General features: G+C 45.6%; 2 protein-coding genes and 1 tRNA gene. 1 reads left to right on the top strand and 2 read right to left on the bottom strand.

Annotated features, from left to right (window positions below; translation table 11 throughout):
• Positions 1–550, top strand: a 550-nt coding sequence (locus A3751_RS20025; RefSeq protein ID WP_197466549.1) for an NUDIX domain-containing protein, incomplete at its 5' end; no start/stop codon positions are given.
• 58 nt (positions 551–608) lie between these two features.
• On the opposite strand, the gene A3751_RS20020 is transcribed toward A3751_RS20025, so the two are convergent.
• Together A3751_RS20020 and A3751_RS20015 are read right to left on the bottom strand one after the other, a co-directional pair.
• Positions 609–684 (bottom strand) — tRNA-Phe (locus tag A3751_RS20020).
• Positions 685–857: 173 nt separating this feature from the next.
• Positions 858–1,074, bottom strand: a 217-nt coding sequence (locus tag A3751_RS20015) for an oxidative damage protection protein (RefSeq protein WP_068458678.1), incomplete at its 5' end; no start/stop codon positions are given.

The following is a 1,074-nucleotide window of genomic DNA, read 5'->3' as shown; positions in this document are numbered from 1 at the left end:
GAAACTAGCAGAACGATATACCCCAAATAAACGCTGCGATGACTACACACAAGCAATCATGGATTTCGGTGCGACGCTTTGCACGCGGGCTAAACCGGAATGTTTATCCTGCCCTTTTGTCGACACTTGCTTAAGCTTCAAGAACGAGACAGTAAAACAACGCCCCTCATCAAAACCGAAAAAACCGAAGCCTGTTAAAGAGCTATGGATACTTAAAATGGAATACGAAGCATCCATTTTGTTTGAGAAAAGACCCTCTACAGGAATTTGGGGAGGGCTTTACTCACTCCCCGAGCTAAGCCGAGAATTTAGCTTTGATGAAATAGAACAGCAAGTTGAACAAAGCCTAGGGCTACGCTGTTTGTCGATTGCTGAAGAGACGCCCTTTAAGCATATCTTCAGTCATTACACGCTCATGGCATACCCAGTACAAATTAGCTGCGCAAAACCAAAGAATGTTATTTCCGAAAACACCCTGGAATGGTTAGGCCGAGACGAGATCAAGCAGAAAGGCTTGCCTGCGCCAATTAGCGCGTATCTCAGACGATAGGTTAGATTAGAAAGACTGAAACAAAAAAGCCTCGCTATAAGCGAGGCTTTCGAAATAATGGTGCCCGGTCGCGGAATCGAACCACGGACACGGGGATTTTCAATCCCCTGCTCTACCGACTGAGCTAACCGGGCATGTTTTATACAGTGTTGCTTCACTGGGCTTTACCTACTCCAATACGCTTAGAACGATGGGGTTGGATTAGCGCTTCGTTGAGGCTGTGCCTTCAACGGGGGCGTATTAAAACCGTTTCGATTTATTGAGTCAAGCAGTTTTATTCACTAAATGCGAACTCACTAGAAACTGGTTATTTTGTAGGCGGAACATAGCCTTCAGCCTGCTCAAAATCGTCATTACTCAAGAACTTTTCCATTTGTTCCTTCAAAAATTTACGCGCAGATGGGTCCATCATATTAAGGTGTTTTTCGTTGATCAGCATCGTTTGATGCGCCTGCCATTCTTTCCAGGCTTTCTCTGACACATTCTCATATAGATCTTGGCCAGCAGCGCCCGGCATCGGCGGA

This window comes from Oleiphilus sp. HI0080, from assembly GCF_001635135.1.
This window is presented reverse-complemented; position numbering and strand designations above follow the sequence as displayed.